The following is a 25,112-nucleotide window of genomic DNA, read 5'->3' on the forward strand; positions in this document are numbered from 1 at the left end:
ACGTCGACCCTAAGAAGGTTGCAGTTGTCGGCGCTGTCGCTTAGCGTTGACTTATAATGTGGGTTCGATGAGGGTTAATTCTCACCGCCCAAAAGCGCTCAAATGCGCTACCTTAATATCTTACCTGAACATGACATGGAGTTCGGCCATGAGCCTCAATGTGGATAGTGCCGACGTGGCCTTTACCTTTAAAGGCGGCATGCTGCCGATGACCGTCATGGAGTTAAGCAGCGCTGACCCAGAGCATATCCGACGTCAACTGGCAGGCAAACTGTCTCAATCACCTGCGTTCTTTCAGCATACACCGGTTGTGCTTAGCGTGGAAAAGCTTGATGAGCCCCATCTTTCGCTGGAGCGCATTTGCGCTGTCTGCAGGGACCACAAGCTGCTCCCGGTGGCAGTGAGGGGGGGCACTGAGCCGGTGCGTCAATCGGCGTGGGCGCTCGGCCTTGGCTGGTTCGCGCCGGTCGACGAAAGCCGTGCGCAAATGCTCAAGAGTGTCGGCAGTGATAGCGAAAGTGCAGCCCCCGTTGCCGTGGCGGATGCAAACACCGAAAAAGAGGCAGCCGATGCGCAGGAAAGCAACGGTACGGAAACCACTCGTCTCTACCGCGGTACGGTGCGTTCCGGGCAGCAGGTGAGCGCTTCGGGAGGTGATCTGGTCGTCATCGGTGCGGTCAATGCGGGAGCGGAAGTTCTGGCCGCCGGCAGTATTCATGTTTATGGCGCATTGCGCGGACGGGCATTAGCAGGTATTCATGGCAATACCCAGGCGGGTATCTATTGTCGCGAGCTGGCCGCTGAATTACTGTCAGTGGCGGGTAATTACAAGCGTCTGGAAGATATCGATTCTCAACTATTGGGTGCCCCCGCTGAGGTGCACTTTACGCAACAACAATTGGAAATTAAGCCGCTTAATTAGCGCCGAGCGCGTAAATCGTTGAGAATGCCAGCCACGCGGAGTCACCGCGTGGTTTAGATGACATAGACGTTCCCGTTGTACGTAGTGCGCTAACGGCGCACTTGCGATGAACGACTTCAAGAAGGAAGTAACTCTTGGCCAAAATTATTGTAGTGACCTCGGGTAAAGGGGGGGTCGGTAAAACCACCAGTGCCGCCGCTATTTCGACAGGCTTAGCGCTACGCGGAAAGAAAACGGTGGTGATCGATTTCGATGTGGGCTTGCGCAACCTTGACCTGATCATGGGCTGCGAGCGCCGCGTGGTGTACGACCTGGTAAACGTGATTCAAGGTGAGGCGGGGCTCAATCAAGCACTGATCCGCGACAAGCGGGTTGAGAACCTGTTTATTCTGCCGGCCTCACAAACCCGCGACAAGGACGCCTTGACACAGGAAGGCGTTGCCGAAGTGCTCGACAAGTTGAAAGAGGACTTCGACTTCATCATGTGTGATTCGCCTGCCGGTATCGAACGTGGCGCTCAGTTGGCCATGTACTTTGCCGATGAGGCGATCGTGGTGACGAACCCGGAAGTATCCTCTGTGCGCGATTCTGATCGGATTCTTGGCCTGCTGGCATCCAAGACACGTCGTGCCGAGGAGAGTAGCGACCCGATTAAAGAGCACCTGCTGGTCACGCGCTACAACCCTGAGCGCGTCACGTCGGGCGACATGCTGACGCTGGACGATATCCGTGAAATTTTGGCGATTAATCTGCTTGGCCTGATTCCCGAGTCCGAAGCAGTGCTGCGGGCCTCTAACCAGGGCGTGCCGGTTACCCACGATATTTCAAGCGACGCGGGCCAAGCTTATAGCGATACCGTCTCGCGTCTGCTCGGTGAAGACATGCCTCTGCGCTTTCACGAAATGCAGCGTAAAGGCTTGCTCAGCCGCATGTTTGGTGGAGGTCGGCGATGAAACTGCTGGAGTTCTTGAAGCGTGAGCGCAAGAAGTCTGCCTCGGTGGCCAAAGAACGCCTGCAAATTATCGTGGCGCATCAACGAAGCCAACGGGGGCAACCCGATTACATGCCGATGCTGGAACGCGAGTTGCTGGAGGTCATTCGCCGCTACGTTCACGTGGACGACGATGCGATCCAGATCTCACTGGATAGCGAGGATAACTGCTCGGTATTGGAGTTGAACGTGACGCTCCCTAAAAGTTGACCCGCGCTTTTTTGAAACCAGGGTTGCTGAGGTTTTCTGAATACGCGGCGAAACCTGATGTGGATATGCTAGGCTTGGGCTTTTCATTGCCCAGCGGAGTGCTTGTCCATGGCGTCACCCAATGCTGCCCCCGCCAGCTTTTTATGGCATGACTATGAAACCTTTGGGGCTGATCCGCGTCGTGATCGGCCCGCTCAGTTCGCCGCTCTGCGCACCGATGCGGAGTTAAACGAAATCGGCGAACCGATCGAGCTGTTCTGTCGCCCTGCTGACGATTATCTGCCCCATCCCGCTGCCTGCTTGATTACCGGTATTACCCCCCAAAAGGCACAACGCCACGGTCTCCCCGAAGCCGAATTCGCCGCTGAAGTGCAGCGCCATATGAGTGAGCCGGGCACCTGCGTGGTCGGGTATAACAGCCTGCGCTTCGATGACGAAGTGTCGCGCCACCTGTTCTACCGTAATCTTCTCGATCCTTACGCCCGTGAGTGGCAAAACGGCAATTCGCGCTGGGATCTTATCGATGTGGTCAGAGCCTTTTACGCCTTGAGGCCCGAGGGCATCGAATGGCCACTGCGCGACGATGGTGCGCCGAGCTTCAAGCTGGAAGACCTGACGGCGGCCAATGGTATCGCCCATGAAGGGGCCCACGATGCGGTGGCCGACGTGCGTGCGACGATTGCGCTGGCGCGCTTGCTGAAGTCGCGCAATGCCAAGCTGTTTGACTATTTGCTCGGCCTGCGTGGCAAGCGGCAGGTGGCCAACCAGGTCGACCTGCCCAGCGCCAAACCGATTTTGCATATTTCGCGTCGCTACCCGGCAAGTCGGGCGTGTAGTGCGCTTGTGATGCCGCTGGCCGAGCATCCGAGCAACCCCAACGGGGTCATCGTCTATGACCTGAGCGTTGACCCCAGCGAGTTACTGACCATGTCGGCATCGCAAATTCGTGAGCGGGTCTTTGTCAGTCAGCAGGATCTGACGGAGGGCGAAACCCGCATTCCGCTCAAGGTCATTCACATCAATCGCTGCCCTGTGGTCTTTCCCACCACTGTGTTGAAAGACGTGGAGGGCCCGCAGAAAGGCGAGTATGGCGATATCGTGGCCCGGTTGGGGCTGGATATGAACGCCTGTCGCCGTCATTGGAAAATGCTCCGCGAGGCGTCTGGGGTGTCCCAGAAAGTTGCTGAGGTCTTCAGCGCAGGCTACGACGATGCGCCGCAGGATCCCGACCTGATGCTCTATGCCGGTGCCTTTTTCTCGGCCGCCGACCGCAAGCAGATGGAGCGAGTCAGGGCCATGGACCCTTGGGATCTGGTGGGCGAGCGGTTTGCCTTTCAGGACCCGCGACTCGAAGAAATGCTGTTCCGCTTTCGTGCGCGAAGCTACCCGGAAACACTCGAGGGAGACGAACTTGAGCAGTGGGAGGCGTTTCGCTGGACACGTCTGAACGATGCCACGCTGTCAGGTTTCACCTTGAAAGCTTTCGCCCGGGAGATCGAAAACTACAACCAGCAGACGCTGACTGACCACCAGCGCCAGATTCTTGAGGAGCTCGTGCTCTATGTTGAAGCCATGTTACCGGCACAGGCGTTTGACGCCTGAGCCGGTATGGCTGAGACCACTGGTCTGTCAGTTACTTGCTCGCCTGTTCTGGTAGTGGCGTGAGCTGCTGGCGGATCTCCGCTACATTGCTGGGTTCGTCGCCTGGGTTGAAGCGCACGTCCAGTTGGCGTTCACGCAGCGCTGGCCACAGAGCTTGCAGGTCGTCTAGCGACACTTCCATGGCCAGCTCGGCGAGCTGCTCACGACGGTCGAAACGCACCTCCTCCCGCGCGGTTGCCTGCCAGTAGCGGTTGGTCATCTGCGCCAGACGCGTGTCGCGTTGGCTCAAGCGGCTGTTCACTGCTTGGCGGTAAGCATCCAGTTCATCGTCGTCCAGCTGCTCAAGTCGCTCGCCGGCCTCCTTCAGGAACGCCTCCATGCGCCTGGCGATTGTGTCGCTATCGGCGTCGGGTGACTGCACAACCATGGCAATACCGGGGGCGTCCAGCAGCGGAGAGTAACCCGCATTGACGATGTAACCAAGCTGCTCCTCAGTGCGTAGTTGCTGGTAGAAAGGCGTTTCCAGCCACTGAGCGAGAACCTGGGTCGCGGCTTGCTCGCGCAGTGTTTGATCACGCCCTTGCAGATAGCGCAGTACGATGGATTCTTCACGCTGGCTATTGGGGTGCAGGACCGTATCGTCGCCGTTGACGGCGAGCGGCGTGAGATTGCGTATATCGTCGCGCGTCAGCCGGGGAGTGAGCTTGCCGCGCATCAGGTTTGCCTGCTCTCTGGCACGTTCAGGCCCCAGGTTGCCGACCGCCATGGCATCCACGTAGAGGTCGTCAAGGAAACGTTGGCGGAAGTCGATCAGGTGACCATGCGCCAGACGCTGGCTGGCCTCAAGCAGCGCTTGGGTCGACCATTGGGGGGTTAGCAGGGCTTCGCCCAGGGTGCCGCTGGCTTGGGCGTACAGGGAGGCTTGGGGGGCGTTGCGCCATTCACGCTGTAAACGGTTGAGCACCCGCTCGAAGTCACGCTGACGGATGTCGGCGTTGCTGAGTTGGTCGAGTGCTTGCTCGATCAGTGGGGTCTGACCGTCCCGCCAGCCGGAAAACGACAGCGTCATACCCCGTGAATGGGCATAGGCGCTGAACGACTGGCCTGCCAACCAGGCAGGATAAAGCGCTTCGTTGAGGCTGTCGTTCAGCCAGTTGGCCAGCAGCCGGGTGAGCACTGCTTCCTCGGCGGAATAGCTGGTACTGGGGTGTTGCAAGCTTAGCCGCCACTCCACCTTGGGGGTGTTGAACTGGGCGTCCTGCATATGCCAGGCAGTAAACGAGGGCGTGTCGATCAGCGTGGTGGGGCGTTCGTCCTGGCCTTCCAGTAGGCTAAGGTCGCTGGCGATAAAAGGGTTGGGTGCCGGTAATGTCAGCCCGCTCAAGGCTTGGCCACTTTCACTGGGCGTCTGTTCCCGCCAGGCGGTGTCGAACCAGGGCGTCACCTTGTCGCTCTCGATGTCGGGAGCTGAGTAAATACGCAGCATGTTGTCCTGGGTCAGCGCATCCAGGTAGCGCCGATGTTGCTCGGCATCGAACTCATCCATCCGGTACGCGGCATACTGGACGTCCTCCACCGGGTAGCGAGACAGATTCATCGAGAGCCGTATCGCTTCCTGCTGGGGTTCGCCCTGCTGTTGAAAGCGGAAGGCCTGTTCGTTGAGGTCGGCTTGCTCGGTGTAGCGCCACTCTTCAAGACCGCCCTGGCGAATACGCTCGATAGCGGCAAACAATGTGGCTTCAATATCGTCCAGGCGCTGCGCGCCGTCCTCGGTAAGGCTGATGGAGACAGTGAAAAGCGCATGCTGACCATCGGCGCGACTGATCCCTGTCGACAACGCGTCGGCAAGTCCGCTGTCCTTGAGGACAGCGAACAGGCTTCCATCGCTTTCATCGCCCAACAGGTGGGAAATCAGTTGAGTGGGTTTCTGGCGATAAGCATCGGTGGGGTCGGCAATGGGAAAGTAAAAACGTAGTTGATGGCGATCTTCAATTGAATGACGTGCTACATAACGGGGTAACGTGTCGCGATCCACGAGGGGGGTGTCGATGCTGGGGGCTTCCCGATCGTTGTCGGGAATCTCGGCAAAGCGCTCGACCACCCAGTCTTCCAGGGTATCCAGCGACTGAGGTGCCACGACGGCCAGGTTCATCACATTGGCGTCGTAGTGGCGCTGATAAAACGCCATCACCCGTTCGCGAAGGGTGGCTTCACCTTCCGGGGGATTGGCCAGCGTCTCGCGGTTACCCACGGCAAACTGGGTGGTTGGGTTCTCCGGGTTCAGCAACTGGTTGAGTACCGCGTTTTCGCGCCTTCCTTCATCCCGACGGCGTGAAACGTACTCTGAATGCACCACATTACGTTCACTTTCAAGCTTGTCGGCATTAAACAGCGGTGAAACAAAAAAAGCGCTGAATCTGTCCAGTGCGCCCTCGAAGGCTGAAGGCTCAATGCTGAAAAAGTAATTGGTATCCTGAGAGGCGGTAAAGGCGTTGTGCGAGCCTGCGTTGCGCGATAGGTAGCGCTGATAGGCGTCAGCCTCTGGGTAAGCTTCGGTGCCCAAAAACAGCATGTGCTCGAGGAAGTGGGCGAGTCCCTGTAAGTCATCAGGGTCCTGGGCGCTGCCGACCCGTACGTTCATCGACGCCGCCGCTTTATCTGCCTCGTCATCGCTGACGAGTAGCACATTCAATCCGTTTTCCAGTTCGAGCACGCGGTAGTCGCGCTCGTCATACGGGCTGACGTGAGGTGTGATGACGTCCTTGATGTCCTCTTCGTCGGCAGCCAGTGCCGTGGGCGCAAACCAAAGGCTGCCCATGGCCATGCCCAGCAGAGCGCCTCCAGGCAACGCCATATTCCAACGTGCAAAGCGTTTTAAACCAATAAGTTGACGCATGTAAGCTCCTATGACGTGGTCCAGCGTATCATCGGCCCGATGGGGTGAGCGCAGGCCGGCGACTGGTAGGTAGGAAAGTTAATCTGTTTTGATACCGGAAAAGCGCCCAACAGTTCCAGTGGTGCGGGCGTCAATAAACGGTCAAGGCGAGTGTGGGCCGTGTCGGGGTTTAACCATTCGTCCGCGTCCCGCGGGTCGATCACCGCAGGCAGCCGGTCAGTCAGGTGCGACAAACAAGCGTTTGCGGGGACGGTTACCAGAGCGGTGGAGTCGTTGTAGGTAGTGAGTGTGGTGTGGTAACGACACCACAGTCCAGCTAATAATAGCGGTCCGCGATTGACCTGCGTGACCAGGTAGGGTTGCTTGGCACGGGGTAGTCGTTTCCAGATGTAAAAGCCGCTAACCGGTACCAGGCAGCGGCGCGAGCGATAGGCTTCCTGAAACATTCCCCGTTGGTTCAGGGTTTCCGCTCGAGCGCAGTGGGGCGCATTATCCAGGACTTTTAACCACGGCGGTGTCAGCCCCCAGAATAACGACTGTAAACAGAGTTGGCCCTCAACCTTGCGGATAGCCGATACCGGCTGTCGCGGTGCCACATTGGGTGATTCAATTAAGGGTTCGGCCATCTTCAGGCTTGGGAGTAGGCGGGCAAGAGGCAGTTGCTGCACGTGTAAGCGCCCGGCCATGCAGGTCTCCTTTTACGCTAACGCGTTGTCAGTACCCGTTTAGAGGGTATTAAGCATGAAATGTCGAGGTTTGGAGTCGAAAACAGTGTTCGATGTGGGGTATCCTATAGCATCCCTTGTTCACGCTAAAGCGCGATAAGGCATTCTTCCTGTTTGCCGTTCACCTTAAGAGATCGCCATGGCTCGCCCCAGACAGCACGCGCCCGATGCACTACACGCGCAGGTTATGCACGCTTGCGATGAATGGTTGGCTCAACAGTCCATTCATGGTTTATCGCTGCGTGCCCTGGCCAGAGAGGTCGGCTGCGCCCCCAGTACATTGCTCAAGCTGTATGGCAGCTTTAATGTTCTGTTGCAGTACGTCAACGTCGAAACCCTGGCGCGTTTGCAGTCCACTATTACCAGCCTTTCGTCGGATGAGCCCGAACCCTGGCTGCGTGCGCTGGCCAATGCCTATTGGCGATTTGCCGAAAAGGATTGTTACCGATGGCAACTGTTGTTTGACCATCCGTTGGCGCAGGAAGGGGAGTTGGACCAGCGTCAGAGCCAGTTGATCGAGGCGTTGTTTACCCAGGTTGAAACATCGCTCAAACAGTATCAGCCCCTGCTGGATGATGCCGAGGCGCGACGCCTGGGACGCACCTTATGGGGCAGTGTGCACGGGCTGGTTCAACTGGGGTTGAATGAACGCCTCGGTTATTGGCAGGGGCATCAGCTCAAGGTGGATGAACTGCTTGATCAGCTGTTGAGTACCGTTCTTGCCGGGCTGCGCAACCGAGAGCAATCCGAGTAATGGGATTGGTTAAGCCAGTGCGCCACTTGCTGCGCGGCGGTATCTTTCTGGCCATGCGGCTTTGCTATCGCCTGCATGTTCGGGGGCGTTGCCATATTCCCAAGCAGGGGCCAGCGCTGGTGGTGTGTAACCACGTCAGCTTTATGGATGCGTTGGTGCTGGGCGGCGGCAGCCCCCGCCCGTTGCGTTTTGTCATGGATCAGCCAATCTTTGACTCCCCCTGGCTTAGATGGTGGTTTCAACTGGTCGGCGCCATTCCCATCGAGTCCGAGCGTCGCAGTCCAGGCGCGTTGCGTCGCGCACTGGAGGAAGTCAGCCAGGCATTGCGCCAGGGGGAAGTGGTGATGGTGTTTCCCGAAGGGCGACTAACGCCCGACGGCGACATTCACCCCTTTCGTCGCGGGCTTGAGGCGATTGTAATGCGAGATTGTGTGCCGGTGGTGCCCGCCGCACTTGCGGGACTCTGGGGGTCGTGGACATCTCACTACGACGGTAAGGCGTTAAAGAAATGGCCCAGGCGTTTTCGGGCGCCGGTGAGCCTCCACTTTGGCGACCCTGTTGATCCGAGCAATACAGGGGAGCTGGCGCTACGCCGCTACCTTGAGCAGCAGGTGAGGCAGCTGAAAGTCGAGGCGGACCAGGATATCGTGCCACGCCAGTGACATGGTGCCAGTCAGTTCTATTGACCGAGCCCGCTTCGCGTCGCCTTCCAGCAGCGGGCTGAGGTGATCAGGTTGTCTCGAATCGCCAGAATTTCCATCCGTGTTGCCCCGACCTGCAGGCAGGCAGGTCCTTCAGGAAATCCTTCCAAGTGCTCGAGAATTAACCCGTTGAGGGTTTTGGGCCCGTCGGTGGGTAACTGCCAGCCAAGCATCTTGTTGATGTCTCGTATGGTCGCGGTGCCTTCAATGACATGGCTGCCGTCATCCTGTTGATGTATCTCATCGTCTTCCGAGACGTCGGTGGTGAATTCACCGACAATCTCTTCAAGGATGTCCTCAAGGGTGACAAGTCCTTCAACATCGCCGTACTCGTCGACCACGATGCCGATACGGCGCTTCTGTTTCTGGAAGTTGAGCAACTGGGTGTGGAGCGGCGTGGATTCCGGAATGAAGTAGGGCTCGCGGGCTTCCTGCACAATCGCTGCCTTGGTGACTTCGCTGCGCGATAAAAAGCGTGCCGCATTGCGTAAGTGCAGCATGCCGATAATGTTATTGATATCGCCTTTGTAAACCGGCAGCCGCGTGTGCTGGCTGGTGCGGATCTGCGCCAGGATGTCGTCGAGCGAGTCGTCCAGATCAATGCCCAGCACTTCATGACGGGGCACCATGATGTCATTGACGGTGACGTTTTCCAGATCGAGAATCGATAGCAGCATGGCGCGGTGTCGATAGGGAATCAGCGTGCCGGCTTCGTGAACCACGGTGCGCAATTCATCCCGCGTGAGGTTGTCGCCACCGTTTTCGACGCTCTTGACGCCGATCAGGCGTAGCAGTCCGTTGGAAACGGCGTTAACCAGCCATACCAGTGGGTAGAGAAGTTTGAGTAGCGGTTCAAGCGCGTACGAGCTTGGATAGGCAATGCGCTCGGGCTTGATGGCCGCATAGGTCTTGGGCGTCACCTCGGAAAAAATCAGAATGGTGATGGTCAGCAGGGCAGTAGAAATGGCGGGGCCTGACACATCGCCGAAAAAGTGGATGGCAATAATCGTGGCAATGGAGGCGGCAAGGTTATTGACGAAGTTATTGCCGATCAGGATAACGCCAATCAGCCGGTCGGGGCGCGCCAGCAGACGCATGACGCGCTTGGCGCGACGGTCGCCGCTATTGGCGTTGTGGCTGAGCCGATAGCGGTTGATCGACATCATGCCGGTTTCAGAGCTTGAGAAAAAAGCGGAGAGGGCAATGAGAAGGGCCAGCAAGCCAAAGAGTAATCCCAGCGGGAAGTCATCACTCAAGTCAGAATTTCCTTTATGCCGTGTTCAGCTCGATTTGTAAGAGGTTGCAACAGAGGTGTCAATACACACAGTGCTTGCAAGGTTAGCGGTTAAGTACCACTTCCAGCACGAACTTGCTGCCAAAATAGGCTAATACCAGAATCGCGCAGCCGCCGAGCGTCCAGCGCACCGCACGCATACCGCGCCAACCAAACCGGTAACGGCCAATCAAGAGCGCGGTGAAAATCACCCAGGCCAGAAGCGATAGTACCGTCTTGTGGGCAAGGTGCTGGGCAAAGAAGTTATCCAGAAACAGCAAGCCGCTGATAATTGATAGCGTCAGCAATATAATGCCGACCCACACTAGCTCGAAGAGCACCCGCTCCATTGTGGTAAGCGGAGGGAGTGACTGGACAATGCCGCGGATGTGATGGTGGCGCAACGCCTGATTCTGCAAGCCTACCAGCACCGCTTGTGCGGCGGCAATCGCCAGCACCGCAAAGGCCAGCGCGGAGCTGATGGCGTGCATCAAAATACCCGGCGTCAGCCCACTGTGGCCGCTCTGACTGGGTAGCCAGGTGGCGGCCATCAGTGCGATGCCGGCTAGCGGGAAGAGCGCAATACCGGCGTTGAGCACGGGCTTGAACAGGCTTGCTATCAGGACCACGTTCACGGCGACCGCCATCAGCAGGGTGGCGCTGGTGGTGAAGCCGGGCAGCAAACCTGGCGTTTGCCCGACTAGCTGAACCACCACCGGGATATGTAGCAACAGGCCTAACGCGGCTAAAAGTCGCACGATGACCTGGCGAGGGGGGACGCGCCGGAACAGCGCCATACCCTGCCAGATGGCAGCGGCTATATAGAGAATAAAGGCGATGGTGGCGAAAGGGAGCGCCTGCATGATGCTATCCGTGCGCCTTGCAGCGCGTCGTAATGAAACAAATCGAATCGAATTGATAAGTCACTACTATAACGAATCCTTACAGTGACGCACAGCCATCTATATCTTGCGCCCATGGAGACTCACGCTGCGAGCGCGTATAATCCCTTCCATTAGCCTAGGGCCGGTCAAGCCCGGCGACAGCGACGGAGGCAGAGAGGCCCCATGTTTTCGACTCTTAGTGAGCGTCTTTCCCAGACGTTAAAATCGATCAAAGGTCAGGCACGCCTGACCGAAGACAATATTAAAGATACCCTGCGAGAAGTTCGTCGTGCGCTGCTTGAGGCAGACGTGGCGCTGCCCGTGGTCAAGGACTTCGTCGAGCGGGTGCGCGAACGAGCCGTGGGGCAAGAGGTATCCAAAAGTCTTTCGCCCGGTCAGCAGTTCATCAAGATTGTCCAGCAAGAGCTGGAAGCCACCATGGGCGAAGCGAACGAGGGACTGACATTAAAGAGCTCCCCGTCCGTAGTGCTGATGGCGGGTTTGCAGGGCGCGGGTAAAACCACCTCGGTGGCGAAACTTGCGCGTTACCTGCGGGAACGTGAAAAGAAAAAGGTCCTGGTGGTTTCGGCCGATGTCTACCGCCCCGCGGCGATTGACCAGTTGGAAACCCTGGCCAAAGAGGTGGAAGTCGACTTCTTTCCCTCCCGCTCGGATCAGGCGCCAGTGGCGATTGCCGAAGCGGCCATCAAGCACGCCAAAATCCAGTTTCACGACGTCGTATTGATCGATACCGCAGGCCGCTTGGCTATCGATGAAGCCATGATGGCGGAAATTCAGGCGTTGCATAAAGCCGTCACGCCGGATGAAACCCTGTTTGTCGTCGATGCCATGACCGGCCAGGATGCGGTCAATACCGCAAAAGCGTTCCACGACGCTCTGCCGCTCACCGGGGTGGTGCTGACCAAAGCCGACGGTGACGCGCGGGGCGGTGCTGCGCTCTCTGTGCGCCATGTCACCGGCAAGCCGATCAAGTTCATGGGCGTGGGTGAAAAAGTCGACGCCTTGGAACCCTTCCACCCTGACCGGGTCGCCTCGCGGATTCTGGGCATGGGGGACATGCTCTCGCTGATCGAGGAAGCCGAGCGCACGGTTGATAAATCCAAAGCCGACCAATTGGCCAAAAAGGTCAAGAAAGGCGACGGCTTCGACTTGGAAGACTTCCGCGAGCAACTGCAGCAACTCAAGAAAATGGGGGGCATGGGTGGTTTGCTCGGCAAATTGCCGGGTATGGGGCAGATGGCGGATATGGCCCAAGGGCCTGGTCCCGAAAAAGAGCTCGGCAAGCTGGAGGCGTTGATCAACTCCATGACCCCCAAAGAGCGCCACAAGCCTGAAATCATCAACGGCTCACGCAAGCGCCGTATTGCAGCGGGTGCGGGACTTCAGGTGCCGGACTTGAACCGTCTGCTCAAGCAGCATAAGCAGATGCAGAAGATGATGAAGAAAGCCGGCAAAAAAGGCGGCATGGAAAAAATGATGCGTGGCATGTCCGGCATGATGGGCGGCGGCGGTGGTCCCGGCGGCCCGGGTGGCCCAGGCGGTATGGGGGGCATGGGCGGCCCCGGCGGCATGCCCTGGCGTTGAACGGCACTTGGCGAGCTTGACGGCCTGACAGTTTTCTGGCGGCCAGGCTTTCCAAGCCGCGCGCATTTGCGTAGAATGCGGCCTCTTCGTGCGTGGGTGTTGGCTATGAAGCGTCAAATACCTGCCATGGAGACCTTAATAAAGTATGAAGAGTGTCTCCGGTAGCGAAATCGCTAACCCCGCTCTCGTAACCTCAACCGAAGGATAGTTATCGTATGGTTACCATTCGTTTGGCACGTGGTGGCGCCAAGAAGCGTCCCTTTTACCACCTGACCGTGACCGACTCGCGCAATGCCCGCGACGGCCGTTTCATTGAGCGTATCGGTTTCTTCAACCCGGTCGCCCGTGGTCAGGAAGAGCGTCTGCGCGTTGATCTGGATCGCGTCGTACACTGGCAGAGCCAGGGTGCCCAGCTGTCGGGTCGCGTTGCTGAGCTGGTAAAAGAAGCGCGTAAACAGGCCTGAGCCCGTTCGCGATGAAGCAAGTGCTGTTGTACGTTGGGGTCGTCGATGACGCGTTTTGAAACAAGCCAAACTGACGACACACATGTGGTGCTAGGCAAGCTGACAAGCCCTCACGGGGTGAAAGGCTGGCTAAAGGTATATTCCTATACCAGTCCCATGGACAGCATTCTGGAATACCCCGAATGGTGGGTGCGCCAAGGCGAAAGCCTGACGCAAATGGCCATTGTTCAGGGCCGTCGGCAAGGTAAAGGCCTTGTGGTGCAGCTGAAAGGCGTTGACGACCGTGACGCGGCCGAAGCGTTGGCCCAGGCGGATATCCTGATGCCCAAAGCCGCCCTGCCGGAGCTTTCCGACGACGAATACTATTGGCATGAGCTTGAAGGCCTGGCGGTTTTCACTCAGGCCGGCGAGCGGTTGGGACAGGTCAGTTATCTGTTCGAAACCGGCGCCAACGATGTCATGGTGGTGCGCGGCGATGTCGAGTCGATCGACAAGCGCGAGCGACTGCTGCCGTTTCTGCCGGACGACGTCATTGTCGAAGTCAGCCTCGAAGATGGCCGTATGGTCGTTGACTGGGATCCTGAATTTTGAACGGTGAAGACGTGCCGGAGAGCGGAAGCGAAGGCGCCCACCCCGCGATGTGGATCGGTGTGGTATCGCTGTTTCCCGAGATGTTCGATGCCCTGACTCAGCAAGGGGTTGTGGGTCGAGCCATCGAAAAGCAGCGCATTGCACTGGCGTTCTGGAATCCGCGGGATTACGCCACCGACCGCCATCGCAGCGTTGATGACCGCCCTTATGGCGGAGGCCCCGGCATGTTGATGAAAGTCGACACGCTACGCGCCGCGATTCATGATGCCCGCCGCGAGGCGCATCACGCGACCGGCCAGGTGCCTACCGTGATCTATCTGTCGCCCCAGGGGCGCAAGCTGGATCAGCAGGGCGTCCGGACGCTGGCCTCCAAAGGCCCTCTGGTCGTTGTGGCCGGGCGCTATGAAGGCATTGATGAGCGAGTAGTGGAAAGTGACATCGATGAAGAATGGTCGATTGGCGACTATGTGCTAAGCGGTGGTGAGCTGCCGGCCATGGTGTTGATCGATGCGGCGGCAAGGCTGGTTCCCGGTGTGCTCGGGCATCAGGACTCCGCCATCGAAGACTCGTTTAACGATGGGTTGCTGGACTGCCCGCACTACACCCGTCCCGAAGTAATTGACGGGCGTCAGGTGCCGGAGGTGCTGCTGAGCGGCAACCATGCCGCCATCGAGCGCTGGCGGTTGAAGCAATCATTGGGCCGAACGTGGCAACGGCGTCCCGACCTGTTGGAAGGACGCACGCTAGAAGCCGGGCAGCAACGGCTGCTGAACGAGTTTATCGAGGAATACGCCCTGACCAATCGGCAGGCCGGGGCGGCGGTGCAGGGCGACAAAGGCGACTAGCCTGCGCACCTGTGTCACCCATAACGACTCCCGCGCCGCTCGTGTTGAGCGCCGGGATCACGGCGACCGCCTTCCATGACTGAGCGGTTTAGCCACCACGTTATTCAGGAGCAAGACGATGAGCAGTAAAAACAAAGTGATCCAGGCGCTCGAGACCGAGCAAATGTCCAAAGAGGTGCCGAACTTTGCACCGGGCGACACCATCGTCGTTCAGGTCAAAGTGAAAGAAGGCAACCGTGAGCGTCTGCAGGCATTTGAAGGTGTGGTGATCGGCAAGCGTAACCGCGGTCTGAACTCCGCTTTCACCGTGCGTAAGATTTCCCACGGTGTCGGCGTCGAGCGTACGTTCCAGACCTACAGCCCGCTGGTTGACTCGATCGAAGTCAAGCGTCGTGGTGACGTGCGCCAGGCCAAGCTGTACTACCTGCGCGAGCGCAGCGGCAAGTCCGCACGTATCAAGGAAAAGCTGGCCTAAGGCGAGTCGCTTCCGCAGGCGCTTGCGCCTGGGTACCAAAACCCCGTCACCGCTCAGCGGGGCGGGGTTTTGTTTATCTACGAGATGAATAATCCTAACGGGCGGCTTGCGTATGCGTGTCATTGATGCTTTTTTGGATGCCCTGTGGCTGGAGCGCGGGGCCAGTGAGCATACGCTAGCGGCTTACCGGCGCGATCTGGTCGCTTGGCAGCAACACCTGGAAGCGCACGACGAATCACTGCTGTCGCCTTCATCGGGGCGACTGGATGCCTGGTTTACCAGCCGTCGCGAAGCGGGTTATCGGGTGCGCAGCAATGCACGGGTGCTGTCGAGTCTGCGCAGCTTTTACCGCTGGGCGCGAATGCAGGGGCATATTGCCAGTGATCCGCTCGCCGATGTGCGTCTGCCGCGCGTGCAGCCCGGCTTGCCGAACACCCTCGAGGAGGATGAGGTAGAGCGGTTGCTGCAGGCCCCGGCGCTGGATACCCCGCTTGGGGTGCGCGACCGCACCATGCTGGAGCTGCTCTACGCCTGCGGGTTGCGGGTGTCCGAGTTGGTGGGGCTCTCCGGCGATGCGGTGAACCTGCGTCAGGGCGTGGTTCGGGTGCGCGGGAAAGGCGACAAGGATCGTCTGGTGCCCATGGGCGAGGAGGCGGCCGATTGGCTGGCTCACTACATGAAAACGGCGCGCCCCCAGCTGATGCAGGATCCTACGCGCCCGGCCCTGTTTCCAGGCCGTGGCGATAAAACGATGACGCGGCAGACCTTCTGGCATCGCATCAAGGTGCACGCCATCACGGCGGGTATAACGCGCCCCCTGTCGCCACATACGCTTCGCCATGCGTTTGCGACCCATTTATTGAATCATGGGGCGAATTTACGGGTCGTACAGCTGTTGCTAGGTCATAGCGATCTATCCACCACGCAAATTTATACGCATGTGGCCCAGGCCCGCCTGGAAAGCCTGCATGCTGAACATCACCCAAGAGGTTGAATTGCATGATGCGCCGAAGTACAGAACTCACGACGTCACAAGGCAAGCCGCGTAGGCTGATAGGCTGGCTGATGGTGGGAGCGTTGTTACCCATGACAGCGCAGGCGAATAGCGCGACCGATGCGCTCCGCGACACCTTGAGTGTCAACGGACAGGCAATGCCGGTCGACGAGGTGCGTGAAACGCCGATGGAAGGCATTTATCATGTTCGCCTGGAAAACGGCGAAACGTTTTACTCAAATGCCGACGGCAGCCATTTTCTGGTTGGCGACCTGTACGAAAACGCCGATAGTGGGCTGGTCAACCTGACCGAGCAGTCGCGGAACCAGGCGCGCGCAGAGGCCATCGCGGCGATTCCGGAAAGCGAACGGGTGGTATTTCGCGGGGAAGACACGCCCAAAGCGACGATCGTGGTATTTACCGATCCAACCTGCCCTTACTGCGTGCGGCTGCATGACACCGTGCCCGAGCTCAACGAGCGGGGCATTGCGGTACACTATCTGGCGTTTCCGCGCAGCGGCATGAACGGCAATGCCGCCAAGACGCTGGAGCGGGTCTGGTGTGCGGATAACCCCAGCGAGGCCATGTCACGGGCCAAGCAGGGCGAAACGCTGTCCACGACCGCCAGCTGCGACAACCCGGTCGCCGAGCAGTATGAACTGGGCCGCCAGCTTGGCGTCCAGGGCACCCCGGCGATTATCCTGCCCGACGGGCAGATGGTGCCGGGGTTTGTACCGCCGGGCCGTATGATGGACATGCTGGAACTTGATGACGCCGATTGATCCAATAACATCACGCTGAGACACTGCACCGACGGGTGCACAACATGAAAGGGGAAGTATTTTGAAACCGGTAAGAGTAGGCATTTGTGGGCTGGGTACCGTCGGTGGCGGTACGTTCAACGTGCTGACGCGCAACGCAGAGGATATTGCACGCCGTGCAGGTCGTCCGATTGTGATTGAGCAGGTGGCCCACCGCAGTATTCACCCCGATTGCGACATTACCGGTATCAACGCCACCACGGATGTATTCGAGGTGGCCACCAACCCCAATGTCGACGTGCTGGTCGAGCTGGTGGGCGGCTACGACACGGCCCGCGAGCTGGTGCTCACGGCGATTGCCAACGGCAAGCACGTGGTCACTGCCAACAAGGCGCTGATTGCGGTGCACGGCAACGAAATCTTCAAGGCCGCGCACGAGAAAGGCGTGATCGTGGCGTTCGAAGCCGCCGTAGCCGGAGGGATTCCGGTGATCAAGTCGCTGCGCGAGGGCCTTGGGGCCAACCGTATCGAATGGGTCGCGGGCATCATCAACGGCACCGGCAACTACATCCTGACCCACATGCGCGACGAAGGCCGCGCCTTCGAAGACGTGCTCGCCGAAGCCCAGGCGCTGGGCTACGCCGAATCCGATCCGACCTTTGACGTGGAAGGCATCGACGCCGCGCACAAGCTGACGATCCTTGCCTCGATCGCCTATGGCGTCCCGCTGCAGTTCGAGAAGGCCTTCACCGAAGGCATCTCGCGGATTACCGCCGAAGACGTCGAACAGGCGGATAACCTGGGCTATGTCATCAAGCACCTGGGGATTTCCAAGCGCACCGAAAATGGCCTGGAGCTGCGGGTCCACCCGACGCTGATTCCCAAGGAGCGCCTGCTGGCCAACGTCCACGGCGTCAAGAATGCCATCGCCGTGATGGGCGATGCCGTCGGCCCGACGCTCTACTACGGCGCTGGCGCCGGCGCTGAGCCGACCGCCTCTGCGGTGGTGGCGGATATCCTCGATGTGGCGCGGGATATCGCCACCGATCACCACTATCGGGTGCCTTACCTGGCCTTCAGCGGTATCGACGAAGACGTCAGCCAACTGCCGATCATGCCCATGGAAGACATTACCACGGCGTATTACCTGCGCCTGCTGGCGGTGGATCGCCCGGGCGTGCTGGCCCGCGTGGCGACCATCCTTGCCGAGCAGGGCATGTCGATCGAGGCGCTGATCCAGAAAGAGGCGACCGAAGGCGAACTGGTGCCCATCATCCTGCTGACCCATCGCACCAAAGAGAAGCAGATGAACGAAGCGATCCGTGAAATCGAAGCCATGGCGGATATTGCGGGCCCTGTCACTCGTATCCGCGTGGAAAGCCTGGACGAAGGGGAGTAACCCACTACATGCGTTATATCAGCACGCGCGGGCAAGCGCCCGCGCTCTCCTTTGAAGAGGTGGTGTTGACCGGCATGGCCAGCGACGGCGGGCTTTACGTGCCGGAAACGCTGCCGTCGTTCTCACAGGACGACCTGGAAGCGATGGCTGGCTTGTCTTACGCGGAGATCGCGTTTCGTGTCATGAAGCCGTTCGTCAACGGTGAGATCGACGATGACACCTTCCGCCAGATCGTGACGGATGCCTACGCGACGTTCAATCACGATGCAGTGCTGCCGCTCAAGCAGCTGGATGCCAGTCACTTCCTGCTCGAACAGTTCCATGGCCCGACTCTGGCGTTCAAGGACGTCGCCCTGCAGCTTCTGGGCCGCCTGCTCGACCACTTCCTGCAGAAGCGCGGTGAACGCGCCGTGATCATGGGCGCCACCTCCGGTGATACCGGATCGGCGGCCATTGAGGGCTGCCGTCACTGTGACAACCTGGATATCTTTATCCTGCACCCTCACAACCGGGTCTCGGAAGTGCAGCGTCGTCAGATGACATCGGTGCTGGCCAATAACGTGTTCAACATTGCCATCGAAGGCAACTTTGATGACGCCCAGGCAATGGTCAAGGCCAGCTTCGCCAATCAGGACTTCCTGAACGGCACACGACTGGTGGCGGTGAATTCGATCAATTGGGCGCGCATCATGGCCCAGATCGTCTATTACGTTGCCGCGGGCGTGGCATTGGGGGCACCCAAGCGCGAAGTGAGTTTCTGCGTCCCCTCGGCCAACTTTGGAAATGTCTTTGCCGGGTATATGGCCTACAAGATGGGCCTGCCGGTGAAGCAGTTCATCATCGCCACCAACGCCAACGACATCCTGCACCGCACACTTGCCGCCAATGATTTCTCCAAGAAAGAACTGGCCGCAACCCTCGCCCCGTCAATGGATATCGTGGTGTCGTCGAACTTCGAGCGTCTGCTGTTTGATGCCTACGACCAGGATGGTGCTGCGGTGGCGGCGCTGCTGGAACGTTTTCAGCAGGAGCCCACGGCGCTGGCCGATGCACCGCTGGCCAAGCTGCGTGAAAAGTTCGCAAGCCACAGCGTCGACGACGCGACAATCCTGGAAGTCATCCGCGAAGCGCATCATCGCACCGGCGAGCTTCTCGATCCGCATACGGCCACTGGCTACCGGGCGGCCGAGCGGGCCCGCGCCGACAAGACCACACCGGTGATTACCCTGGCCACGGCGCATCCGGCCAAGTTTGCCGAAGCGGTGGTGAAAGCGGGGTTTCAGGGAGTACCGCTACCTACCCACATGGATGACCTGCTGGAGCGTGAAGAGCGCTATACCGTGTTGCCCGCCGAACTTAGCGTGGTTCAGCAGTTCGTCGCTGACAACCGGCGCTAGCGCTTATGGCCGATGTGATCGACGCGTCGCCTCTCGCACAGCGTGGTGAGCGGCTGCAGCTTGCCAGCCGTCCCCGCCTTGAGCCTCGTCCGCTGGACGAGGCCGTTTACGCACGTGCTCAGGCGGAAGGCCTGAATGAGCTGCAGGCGCGCCTGCTAGCGTCACGGCTGCCGGGCTATCAAGGCGAGCTGGCCCCGCTGGTATCGCCCAGTCTGCGCTATCTGGCGCACCCTGAGAAACTTGCTGATGGTCGCCGAGCCGCCGAGCGCATTGCTCAGGCGGTTGCCGAAGGCGAACCGATCGGGATCCTCACCGACTACGATGTGGACGGCATCACCTCCCACGTGGTGATCCGTCGTACGTTGGTCGAGTTATTTGGCGTGCCGGAACATAAGCTGCATAGCCTGATTGGCCACCGTATTCACGACGGTTACGGGATCAGCCTCCCCCTGGTGGAGCGCACTCTGGCGCTCGAGCCGCTGCCGACCCTGGTGATCACCGCCGACTGCGGCAGCTCGGACGAGCCGCGTATTGCCCGTCTGAAAGCCGCGGGTATCGACGTGGTGGTCAGCGACCATCATGCGTTACCGCTGGAAGGCCCGCCCCCTTCGGCCTACGCCTGCGTCAATCCTACCCGTGATGACTGCGACTACCCGGATAAAACCATCGCCGGTTGCATGGTGGCGTGGCTGACGATGTCGCTTGCGCGCGGTGTGCTGATCGAGTGGGGTGCCTTGTCAGCCTCCACCCCTAAGCTGTCGCCCTGGCTCTCTTACGTAGCGCTGGGCACGGTAGCGGATTGCGTGTCGCTGGGCGGAAGCCCCGCCAACCGGGCGGTGGTCAGCCATGGCCTGACGTTGATCAACCGCATGGAGGCCGCCTGCTGGCGGGCCATGGCCACACGCTTGGGTGCCGATAGTGTACCGTTCAATGCCGAAACACTTGCCTTCCAGATGGGGCCGCGCATCAATGCCCGCTCGCGGCTGGACGATCCTTACGCGGCGCTGCACTTCATGCTCGCGGAAACTGAAGGCGTGGCCAATCGCCAGCTTGAGGTGCTTGACCAGGATAACCAGTCGCGCAAGGCCATTGAGGCCGACATGGCGGAAGAGGCCCGTGCCTTGGCCATGTCCGCGTTGGAGGCGAACGAGCCGGCGGTTGTCGTGTTGCTGGAAGATGGTCACCCAGGCGTGCAGGGCATTGTCGCCTCGCGGCTGGTGCAGGCCTATGGGCGTCCGGCGCTGGTACTTACCCGAGCGGCCGCCCCCGATATGCTCACCGGTTCCGGCCGCTCGATTGACGGCCTGCACCTGCGCGACGCTTTGCAACGCACCTTTGAACTAGCCCCTGAGGCGCTGCCGCGCTTTGGTGGCCATAGCGGAGCAGCAGGCGTGGGTGTTCCTCGAGGTCAGTTGGAGGCCTTTAAAGCCGCGTTTCTACAGGCGGTGGAAGAGCAGTTGGCAGGCCAGGAACTTTATCCGCGTCTGTGGACCGACGGCGAGCTATCCACGACGCAGCTCTCACTGGCAACGCTTGGCGATATCGAGGCACTGGGCCCCTACGGACGCGAGTTCGACCCGCCACTGTTTGAAGGGCGCTTTATTGTCGAAGCGCTGCGCCCGGTGGGTTCGGAAGGCGCGCACCTGATGATGGAGCTTTCCATGGGCCCCGTGACCTGCAAGGCCATCTGGTTTCGTGCGCTGACCCCCGGGGAGCTGCCCGCATTCAGCGTCGGCGATACGCTCCATTGTGCTTACAAGCTTAACCGTAACCGCTGGCGTGGGCGTGAGATGCTGCAGTTGATGGTCGAGCACGCCAGCCCTGTCTAAGCTCATTACTCTCTAACCCACGGCCTCAATAAGGACGCTTCCATGCGTGTTGAAGACCTTCCCAAGGACCCGCATCGCCCCTATGAAGATGTCATGGCGATGCTGTTGGGCACCTTCTTTGTGGCGCTTGGGGTGACGTTTTATACCCATGCGGTGTTGTTGACGGGCAGCACTGCTGGGTTGGCGCTGCTGTTAAATTACATCACCGGTTGGGGGTTCGGGGTGTGGTTTTTTGCCATTAACCTGCCGTTCTATTATCTGGCCATCAAACGCATGGGCTGGAGCTTTACACTACGCACCTTCCTGGCTATCGGCCTGGTGTCGCTGTTTTCGGAGCTCACCCAGGGCTGGGTCCAGTTTGCTGCCGTGCCGTCGATTTATGCCGCTCTGATGGGCGGTGCGCTGATGGGCATCGGCATGCTGATGCTGTTTCGCCACCGCACCAGCCTTGGTGGCATCAATATCCTGGCGCTTTACCTCCAGGAGAAACACGGCCTGCGCGCAGGCTACGTGCAACTGGGTATCGACGGGGTGATCCTGCTGGTAGCACTCACCCAACTGCCGCTGGACCGCGTGGCCTACTCGGTGCTGGGTGCGCTGACGCTCAACTTGATCATCGCCCTGAACCACAAGCCAGGGCGTTATATTGGGGTGAGCTAGAAACGTCTAGCTGAGCCAGAACCACCAAACAATCAGCGCGATCAGGCCGACCCCGGCAAGGTTGATCAGTAGGCTCATGCAGTGTCTCCTTTGGATTGAGTGGCGCTGGTTTTCCATAGCCGCAGACGGTTGGCGTTACTGACCACGGTGATGGACGAAAGCGACATGGCCGCGCCCGCGATCATCGGTGAAAGCAGCGTACCGGTCAGCGGGTAAAGCACCCCGGCAGCAATCGGAATACACAGCACGTTGTAGCCAAAGGCACCGATCAGGTTCTGTTTGATGTTGCGCAGGGTGGCGCGGCTGATTTCGATGGCGTCGGCGACACCATGCAGCGAGCCTCGCATCAGCGTCATGCCGGCGCTTTCGATGGCGACATCGGTGCCCTGGCCAATCGCGAAGCCGACATGGGCACGCGCAAGCGCCGGAGCGTCGTTAATTCCGTCGCCGACCATGCCGACCACTTCACCTGCCTTTTGGCGCCGCTCGATGTCGGCGTGCTTGTCTTCGGGCAGCAACCCGGCGCGATAATCGTCGATGCCGACCTGGCGGGCAATGGCGGCAGCCGTGTGGGGATTGTCGCCGGTCAGCATGACCACGTTCAAACCGTCATCCTGCAGCCGTTTGACGGCGGCAACGGCATCGTCACGCAGCGGGTCGCTGATGCCGAAGAGCGCTGTCAATTGCCCGTCCAGAGCAAAATACACCAGCGTGCGAGCTTTCTCTTCCAGCTCGCGGGCGTTTTCCTGACGTGCGGAAAGGTCGACCCCGGCATTTTCCATCAGGCGTGCGTTGCCGAGCAGCAGTGATTTCTCGTCGGAGGTTTGCGCTTTGACACCGCCCCCGGTGACGCTGTCGAAGTCCTGAATCCCGGCAGCTTCAGCGTCATGCTCGTCGGCATAGGCCATCAATGCCGCTGCCAGTGGATGCTCGGAGCCGCGTTCCAGAGCAGCGATATAGCCAAGCGTTTTGGCCGTCTCTTCGCCCAGCAATTCCGCCTCTGTGACACGGGGCTTGCCTTCGGTGAGCGTGCCGGTCTTGTCCACGACCAGCGTGGTCAGTTTGCTGGCGGTCTGCAGGGCGTCGCCGTTTCTCACCAGCACGCCGTGTTCAGCAGCCTTGCCCACGCCAATCATGGTAGAAATCGGCGTGGCCAGGCCCAATGCGCAGGGGCAGGCGATAATCAGCACGGTGGTGGCCGTCACCAGCATGTGAATGACCCGCGGCTCGGCGCCGACATTGAACCATACCAGTGCGGTAAGCACGGCGATGATCATCACCGAGGGGACGAAAATACTCGACACTTTATCGGCCAGCTCGCCGATCGGCGGGCGCGAGTTCTGTGCGCTGGCGACCTGTTCGGTGATCTGGCCCAAACGGGTGTCGGCGCCCACTCTTGTGGCGCGGTACACCAAGCCTCCTTTGCCATTGACCGTCCCGGCGCTGACCTCATCTCCCTGGCCCTTTTTCACCGGTTCGGGTTCGCCGGTGAGCATGGATTCGTCGATGTGGCTGGCGCCTTCCACGACGTCGCCATCCACCGGCAGCCGCTCGCCGGGGCGAACGCGGATATGATCGCCTTCGCGTACCGCATCGATGTCCACCTCACGTTCTTCGCCGTCCCGGATCACCCTTGCGGTGCGGCTTTGCAGGTCGAGCAGCCGTTTTAGCGCATCGCTGGTTCGCCCGCGTGCTTTAAGCTCCATGGCGTTGCCCAGCAGAATCAGGCCGATCACCATGGCAGAGGCTTCAAAATAGATGCCGCGGGCGACCTCGGGTAGCCACGGGGCAAACAGCACGACCACCATCGAGTAGAGCCAGGCGGTACCGGTGCCCATGGCCACCAGCGTGTCCATGTTGGCTTGATGGTGCTTGAGGTTTTTCCAGGCGTTGACAAAAAAGTGACGACCTGGAAACGCGAGTATAGCCAGTGTCAGCAGCCCGACCACCAGCCAGAACAGCCGCCCGGTGTCCATTGGATGCGGGTGATAGACGAACATGCTGAGCATCAGCGGAACGGCAAGCGCCAGCGACCAGGCGCTGCCTTTCAAGCGGCGCTTGTAGTCATGGGCTTCCTGTTCTGAGCGTGTTCTTTCCGCTTCACGCATATCGACAATGGGCTCAGCGCCGTAACCCACCGATTCCACGGCCGCTATCAGGGACTGCTGATCGGCAGCGCCAAAAATCTGCGCGGTATGCGTGCCAAAGTTCACGCTTGCGTTGTCGACACCCTCGGTACGCTCCAGCGCTTTCTGAACGCTTTTCACGCAGCTGGCACAGGTCATGCCGCTGATCGACAGGCGGGTTTGATGCTGGCTGCCCTGAGGCGCACTTTTGGCGGGCATGGCGTCAGTCGTCTGGTCTCGTTGCTCGTCCGGCGTCTCGGCCGTGCCGGGCGGGTAGCCTGCTTGGCGCAGCGTCTGGTCGAGGCGGGTGTCGTCCAGCGTGGTGGTGACCTCAAGGCGTTTATCACCTGGTGCGCCTACCACGTCAGCATCGCTATCCTGTTGCTGAATCGCCTCGCGCATGCGCGACACGCATCCCTGGCAGTTCATGCCGGGCACTGTGCGTATCAGGATGTGCTGGCTCATTTTACCTCCTGCTTCTCAGGGAAGCTTTCGATCAAGCGGCAAAGGCTGTGGCCGTCCGGCGTTCCGTCGGGCATGTGCTGCCAGCTTTCCAGGGCTTGCTCCATGCGCTGGGCAAGCGCTTCAAGCTCCTGGATTTGCGCACGAATTTGCGGCAGCCGGTTGGCCAGCAGGTCGCGCACCAATGGGCAGGGGGAGTCGCCCTGGTCGGCGTGAGCGAGGATGTCGCGAATTTCAGCCACGCTGAACCCGAGCTTGCGCGCCCGCTGAATAAACTGCAGCCGTTCGAGATCCGTCGCGGAGTAAAGCTGATAGCCGTTATCGGGATGTCGCTTGGGTGCAAGCAATTGCTCCCGTGTGTAATGGCGCACCGTTTCGGCGGTGACGCCACCGCGTTTTGCCAGCTCGCTGACCTTCATTGTGCGCTCCCGTGGAAAGTGTTGATGACTAGTGATAAGTCTAAAACCTGTGGGTAACACAAAGGTCAAGGCCAGGCGAGAAAATAGCCTGAAACGGTTAAAACAATGATTTAAAACGTACGTGCGA

The 25,112-nt window shown here is 59.6% G+C and carries 23 protein-coding genes; 17 read left to right on the forward strand and 6 right to left on the reverse strand.

Features of this window, described 5'->3' with window-relative positions; genetic code table 11:
* Nucleotides 1-148 precede the first annotated feature (148 nt).
* The 4 genes from minC (at nucleotide 149) to sbcB (ending at nucleotide 3,725) form a co-directional block, all read left to right on the forward strand.
* The gene (minC, locus tag QC816_RS16645) at nucleotides 149-922 is read left to right on the forward strand and encodes a septum site-determining protein MinC (protein WP_085918290.1); all 774 of its coding nucleotides are present in this window, start codon (nucleotides 149-151) and stop codon (nucleotides 920-922) included.
* A gap of 134 nt (nucleotides 923-1,056) precedes the next feature.
* Nucleotides 1,057-1,875: a septum site-determining protein MinD gene (gene minD / locus QC816_RS16650; protein WP_066319322.1), complete on the forward strand. Its 819-nt coding sequence runs from the start codon at nucleotides 1,057-1,059 to the stop codon at nucleotides 1,873-1,875.
* Complete coding sequence (gene minE / locus QC816_RS16655) at nucleotides 1,872-2,123, forward strand: cell division topological specificity factor MinE (RefSeq protein WP_027337743.1); 252 nt, start codon at nucleotides 1,872-1,874, stop codon at nucleotides 2,121-2,123. Before minD ends, minE begins: the two co-directional genes overlap by 4 nt.
* A gap of 108 nt (nucleotides 2,124-2,231) precedes the next feature.
* Nucleotides 2,232-3,725 (forward strand): exodeoxyribonuclease I, encoded by a 1,494-nt coding sequence (gene sbcB, locus QC816_RS16660; protein WP_309783505.1) that lies wholly within the window; start codon nucleotides 2,232-2,234, stop codon nucleotides 3,723-3,725.
* Between the two features lie 31 nt (nucleotides 3,726-3,756).
* On the opposite strand, the gene QC816_RS16665 is transcribed toward sbcB, so the two are convergent.
* Together QC816_RS16665 and QC816_RS16670 are read right to left on the reverse strand one after the other, a co-directional pair.
* On the reverse strand, nucleotides 3,757-6,549 hold the full coding sequence (locus QC816_RS16665) for an insulinase family protein (protein ID WP_422823752.1): 2,793 nt from the start codon (nucleotides 6,547-6,549) through the stop codon (nucleotides 3,757-3,759).
* 80 nt (nucleotides 6,550-6,629) lie between these two features.
* Entirely contained in the window at nucleotides 6,630-7,307 is a 678-nt protein-coding gene (locus QC816_RS16670; protein WP_085918292.1) for an SOS response-associated peptidase, read from the reverse strand.
* 178 nt (nucleotides 7,308-7,485) lie between these two features.
* On the opposite strand from QC816_RS16670, the gene QC816_RS16675 reads away from it, so the two are divergent.
* Together QC816_RS16675 and QC816_RS16680 are read left to right on the forward strand one after the other, a co-directional pair.
* Complete coding sequence (locus QC816_RS16675) at nucleotides 7,486-8,100, forward strand: TetR/AcrR family transcriptional regulator (protein ID WP_085918293.1); 615 nt, start codon at nucleotides 7,486-7,488, stop codon at nucleotides 8,098-8,100.
* A complete protein-coding gene (locus tag QC816_RS16680; RefSeq protein ID WP_199284576.1) occupies nucleotides 8,100-8,762 on the forward strand; it encodes a 1-acyl-sn-glycerol-3-phosphate acyltransferase in 663 nt (220 codons plus the stop codon). The genes QC816_RS16675 and QC816_RS16680 overlap by 1 nt, the downstream gene beginning before the upstream one ends.
* A gap of 17 nt (nucleotides 8,763-8,779) precedes the next feature.
* Here QC816_RS16680 and QC816_RS16685 read toward each other — a convergent pair whose 3' ends face one another.
* Nucleotides 8,780-10,057, reverse strand: a complete 1,278-nt coding sequence (locus QC816_RS16685) for an HlyC/CorC family transporter (protein WP_085918295.1) — start codon at nucleotides 10,055-10,057, stop codon at nucleotides 8,780-8,782.
* 82 nt (nucleotides 10,058-10,139) lie between these two features.
* Nucleotides 10,140-10,937, reverse strand: coding sequence for a cytochrome C assembly family protein (locus QC816_RS16690; protein ID WP_085918296.1), 798 nt, complete (start codon nucleotides 10,935-10,937; stop codon nucleotides 10,140-10,142).
* 204 nt (nucleotides 10,938-11,141) lie between these two features.
* On the opposite strand from QC816_RS16690, the gene ffh reads away from it, so the two are divergent.
* The 11 genes from ffh to QC816_RS16745 all read left to right on the forward strand — a co-directional run bounded on the left by ffh (nucleotide 11,142) and on the right by QC816_RS16745 (nucleotide 21,978).
* Nucleotides 11,142-12,563, forward strand: a complete 1,422-nt coding sequence (gene ffh, locus QC816_RS16695) for a signal recognition particle protein (protein ID WP_309783512.1) — start codon at nucleotides 11,142-11,144, stop codon at nucleotides 12,561-12,563.
* 215 nt (nucleotides 12,564-12,778) lie between these two features.
* Nucleotides 12,779-13,027: a 30S ribosomal protein S16 gene (rpsP, locus tag QC816_RS16700; protein ID WP_007111767.1), complete on the forward strand. Its 249-nt coding sequence runs from the start codon at nucleotides 12,779-12,781 to the stop codon at nucleotides 13,025-13,027.
* A gap of 45 nt (nucleotides 13,028-13,072) precedes the next feature.
* Complete coding sequence (gene rimM / locus QC816_RS16705; protein WP_027337752.1) at nucleotides 13,073-13,618, forward strand: ribosome maturation factor RimM; 546 nt, start codon at nucleotides 13,073-13,075, stop codon at nucleotides 13,616-13,618.
* A gap of 47 nt (nucleotides 13,619-13,665) precedes the next feature.
* Entirely contained in the window at nucleotides 13,666-14,463 is a 798-nt protein-coding gene (gene trmD / locus QC816_RS16710) for a tRNA (guanosine(37)-N1)-methyltransferase TrmD (RefSeq protein ID WP_309783660.1), read from the forward strand.
* A 118-nt stretch (nucleotides 14,464-14,581) separates the two neighbouring features.
* Nucleotides 14,582-14,938: a 50S ribosomal protein L19 gene (gene rplS / locus QC816_RS16715; RefSeq protein WP_027337753.1), complete on the forward strand. Its 357-nt coding sequence runs from the start codon at nucleotides 14,582-14,584 to the stop codon at nucleotides 14,936-14,938.
* Nucleotides 14,939-15,050: 112 nt separating this feature from the next.
* On the forward strand, nucleotides 15,051-15,932 hold the full coding sequence (xerD, locus tag QC816_RS16720) for a site-specific tyrosine recombinase XerD (protein WP_309783517.1): 882 nt from the start codon (nucleotides 15,051-15,053) through the stop codon (nucleotides 15,930-15,932).
* A 5-nt stretch (nucleotides 15,933-15,937) separates the two neighbouring features.
* Nucleotides 15,938-16,714 (forward strand): DsbC family protein, encoded by a 777-nt coding sequence (locus QC816_RS16725; RefSeq protein WP_309783519.1) that lies wholly within the window; start codon nucleotides 15,938-15,940, stop codon nucleotides 16,712-16,714.
* A 61-nt stretch (nucleotides 16,715-16,775) separates the two neighbouring features.
* Complete coding sequence (locus QC816_RS16730) at nucleotides 16,776-18,092, forward strand: homoserine dehydrogenase (protein ID WP_230447249.1); 1,317 nt, start codon at nucleotides 16,776-16,778, stop codon at nucleotides 18,090-18,092.
* Nucleotides 18,093-18,100: 8 nt separating this feature from the next.
* Entirely contained in the window at nucleotides 18,101-19,489 is a 1,389-nt protein-coding gene (gene thrC / locus QC816_RS16735; RefSeq protein ID WP_085918302.1) for a threonine synthase, read from the forward strand.
* 5 nt (nucleotides 19,490-19,494) lie between these two features.
* Nucleotides 19,495-21,318 (forward strand): single-stranded-DNA-specific exonuclease RecJ, encoded by a 1,824-nt coding sequence (locus QC816_RS16740; protein ID WP_309783521.1) that lies wholly within the window; start codon nucleotides 19,495-19,497, stop codon nucleotides 21,316-21,318.
* Between the two features lie 42 nt (nucleotides 21,319-21,360).
* A complete protein-coding gene (locus QC816_RS16745; protein ID WP_268902278.1) occupies nucleotides 21,361-21,978 on the forward strand; it encodes a YitT family protein in 618 nt (205 codons plus the stop codon).
* Between the two features lie 74 nt (nucleotides 21,979-22,052).
* Here QC816_RS16745 and QC816_RS16750 read toward each other — a convergent pair whose 3' ends face one another.
* Together QC816_RS16750 and QC816_RS16755 are read right to left on the reverse strand one after the other, a co-directional pair.
* Complete coding sequence (locus QC816_RS16750) at nucleotides 22,053-24,569, reverse strand: heavy metal translocating P-type ATPase (protein WP_309783524.1); 2,517 nt, start codon at nucleotides 24,567-24,569, stop codon at nucleotides 22,053-22,055.
* A complete protein-coding gene (locus tag QC816_RS16755) occupies nucleotides 24,566-24,985 on the reverse strand; it encodes a MerR family transcriptional regulator (RefSeq protein WP_264824592.1) in 420 nt (139 codons plus the stop codon). The genes QC816_RS16750 and QC816_RS16755 overlap by 4 nt, the downstream gene beginning before the upstream one ends.
* Between the last annotated feature and the right edge of the window lie 127 nt (nucleotides 24,986-25,112).

Origin of the sequence: Vreelandella janggokensis (genome assembly GCF_031451615.1) — a bacterium.
Taxonomy (GTDB): Bacteria; Pseudomonadota; Gammaproteobacteria; order Pseudomonadales; family Halomonadaceae; genus Vreelandella; species Vreelandella janggokensis.